This is a genomic window from Sphingomonas sp. ABOLG, assembly GCF_003950435.1.
Classification (GTDB): Bacteria; Pseudomonadota; Alphaproteobacteria; order Sphingomonadales; family Sphingomonadaceae; genus Sphingomonas; species Sphingomonas panaciterrae.
On sequence record NZ_QQWW01000035.1, the window covers coordinates 2501 to 5965 of the forward strand.

Here is a 3465-nt window from a genome sequence, read left to right on the forward strand (position 1 = left end):
TCGCTGAGAGCTTCGGCTCGAGGGGGACTGGCTACGGGGTTCGAGGCGTCCAAGACTATATCTCTACAAATAATCTGGCTGAGATTTAATCATCCACATCAGCTGAGCCGCTCAGTGATACGCCTTGTGTGTATCGACGACGGCCAGATCAGAACCACGCTTCACTGCTCTGCCGAGTTTCGTGTCGCTCTCCTGACGGAGAACGATCCAGTGTTGTCGTTGGTGGTGTGGACTCTCAAGCGTGAGGTAAGGGCAATTCGTGGATGCCTTGGCATGTACAGGCGATGAAGGACGTGGCACGCTGCGATAAGCGTCGGTGAGGTGTGAGCAACCTTTGACCCGACGATTTCCGAATGGGGAAACCCACCTATCCCGATTATTTCTTTCCGGTTCGCCGGGTGGAGGTAATCAGGAAAAAGGTATCACTTAACCGAATAAAATAGGTTTCGTGAAGCGAACCCGGGGAACTGAAACATCTCAGTACCTGGAGGAAAAGACATCAACCGAGATTCCGTTAGTAGTGGCGAGCGAACGCGGACCAGGCCAGTGCCTTCAATTCAACTAGCAGAACGATCTGGAAAGTTCGGCCGTAGCGGGTGACAGCCCCGTATGCGAAAGTGAGATTGAAGGACTTGAGTAGGGCGGGACACGTGTAATCCTGTCTGAATATAGGGGGACCACCCTCTAAGCCTAAATACTCGTACATGACCGATAGCGAACTAGTACCGTGAGGGAAAGGTGAAAAGCACCCCGATGAGGGGAGTGAAACAGTACCTGAAACGGATTGCCTACAAGCAGTTGGAGGGTCCTTGAGGCCTGACAGCGTACCTCTTGCATAATGGGTCTGTGACTTAATGTATCAAGCAAGCTTAAGCCGATAGGTGTAGGCGCAGCGAAAGCGAGTCTGAATAGGGCGCCATAGTTTGATGTATTAGACCCGAAACCCGGCGATCTAGGCATGACCAGGATGAAGGTGCGGTAACACGCACTGGAGGTCCGAACCGATTAACGTTGAAAAGTTACCGGATGAGTTGTGTTTAGGGGTGAAAGGCCAATCAAGCCGGGAAATAGCTGGTTCTCCGCGAAAACTATTGAGGTAGTGCCTCGGACGAACACCCTAGGGGGTAGAGCACTGGATGGATGCGGGGGTCGCGAGATCTACCAATTCTAACCAAACTCCGAATACCTAGGAGTGATATCCGGGAGACAGACGGCGGGTGCTAAGGTCCGTCGTCAAAAGGGAAACAGCCCTGACCTACAGCTAAGGTCCCCAAGTCACGTCTAAGTGGGAAAGCATGTGGGAATCCCAAAACAACCAGGAGGTTGGCTTAGAAGCAGCCATCCTTTAAAGAAAGCGTAACAGCTCACTGGTCTAAACAAGGGTTCCTGCGGCGAAGATGTAACGGGGCTCAAGACGTGCACCGAAGCTTAGGGTGTGTTCTTTGAACACGCGGTAGCGGAGCGTTCCGTAAGCCTGCGAAGCCATCTGGTAATGGGTGGTGGAGGTATCGGAAGTGCGAATGCAGACATGAGTAGCGATAAAGAGGGTGAGATGCCCTCTCGCCGAAAGACCAAGGGTTCCTGCGCAAGGCTAATCCGCGCAGGGTGAGCCGGCCCCTAAGACGAGCCCGAAGGGGGTAGTCGATGGGAATGCGGTTAATATTCCGCAGCCTGGTGGTGTGTGACGGATGGTGTGTGTTGTACGTCCTTATCGGATTGGACGTGCTTCGAAACTGTCCCGGGAAATAGCCCCACCGTATAGACCGTACCCGAAACCGACACAGGTGGTCAGGTAGAGTATACCAAGGCGCTTGAGAGAAGTGTCCTGAAGGAACTCGGCAAATTGCCTCCGTACCTTCGGAAGAAGGAGGCCCTCATTGCGCGCAAGCGTTTTGAGGGGGCACAGGCCAGGGGGTAGCGACTGTTTAGCAAAAACACAGGGCTCTGCTAAGTCGGCTTCAAGACGACGTATAGGGCCTGACGCCTGCCCGGTGCCTGAAGGTTAAGAGGAGGAGTGCAAGCTCTGAATTGAAGCCCAGGTAAACGGCGGCCGTAACTATAACGGTCCTAAGGTAGCGAAATTCCTTGTCGGGTAAGTTCCGACCTGCACGAATGGCGTAACGACTTCCCCACTGTCTCCAGGACATGCTCAGCGAAATTGAATTCTCCGTGAAGATGCGGAGTACCCGCGGTTAGACGGAAAGACCCCGTGCACCTTTACTGCAGCTTCAGAGTGGCATTAGGAAAGAACTGTGTAGCATAGGTGGGAGGCTTTGAAGCATTGGCGCCAGCCGATGTGGAGCCATAGGTGAAATACCACCCTGTTGTTTTCTGATGTCTAACCTCGTTCCGTGAAGCCGGAACAGGGACCCTCTGTGGCGGGTAGTTTGACTGGGGCGGTCGCCTCCTAAAGAGTAACGGAGGCGCGCGATGGTGGGCTCAGGCCGGTTGGAAACCGGCTGTTAGAGTGCAATGGCATAAGCCCGCCTGACTGCGAGACTGACAAGTCGAGCAGAGACGAAAGTCGGTCATAGTGATCCGGTGGTCCCTCGTGGAAGGGCCATCGCTCAACGGATAAAAGGTACGCCGGGGATAACAGGCTGATAACCCCCAAGAGCTCATATCGACGGGGTTGTTTGGCACCTCGATGTCGGCTCATCACATCCTGGGGCTGGAGCAGGTCCCAAGGGTTTGGCTGTTCGCCAATTAAAGTGGTACGTGAGCTGGGTTCAGAACGTCGCGAGACAGTTTGGTCCCTATCTGCCGTGGGCGTCGAAATTTGAGAGGAGTTGACCCTAGTACGAGAGGACCGGGTTGAACGTACCTCTGGTGTACCTGTCGTCGTGCCAACGGCGCAGCAGGGTAGCTATGTACGGACGGGATAACCGCTGAAAGCATCTAAGCGGGAAGCCTCCCTCGAGATAAGATTTCACAGGACGGTCGGAGACCACGACCTTGATAGATCGGATGTGGAAGTGCGGTAACGCATGGAGCTAACCGATACTAATCGTCCTATTCGCGCTTGAGAGTCCCACCATCAACGACAGCCCTGGCTGTCCATGACGGTCGGATGATGAAAGCTCGACGCCAGAAACAACACATACGTAAAGTGTGCATCGATTTTAGAACCGTACACCCGCAGGCTTCATTGCCTGGTGACCATAGCGTCGGTGTCCCACCCGATCCCATCTCGAACTCGGCCGTGAAACCCGACTGCGCCAATGGTACTATCGCCTAAGCGATGGAAGAGTAGGGCGTCGCCAGGCATTGCAGCTTGCGTGTGTACGATAAAACGAACCCATTCATCTTGTCGTCCATCAAGGACACACCGTCGCCTCCGCTAATCACGGAGGCGTTCGTGTTTCCAAAACGGACAAAAACACAGTGTCGCGGGGTGGAGCAGCCCGGTAGCTCGTCAGGCTCATAACCTGAAGGTCACAGGTTCAAATCCTGTCCCCGCAACCA

1 tRNA gene and 2 rRNA genes are annotated in these 3465 nt (G+C 54.3%); all 3 read left to right on the plus strand.

The annotated features are described in order from the left end of the window. Positions 1-236: 236 nt before the first annotated feature. The 3 genes from CA236_RS18375 to CA236_RS18385 all read left to right on the plus strand — a co-directional run bounded on the left by CA236_RS18375 (position 237) and on the right by CA236_RS18385 (position 3465). Positions 237-3027 (plus strand): 23S ribosomal RNA (locus tag CA236_RS18375). 124 nt (positions 3028-3151) lie between these two features. Next, a 5S ribosomal RNA gene (gene rrf / locus CA236_RS18380) occupies positions 3152-3266 on the plus strand. Between the two features lie 122 nt (positions 3267-3388). Beyond that, a tRNA-Met gene (locus CA236_RS18385) sits at positions 3389-3465 on the plus strand.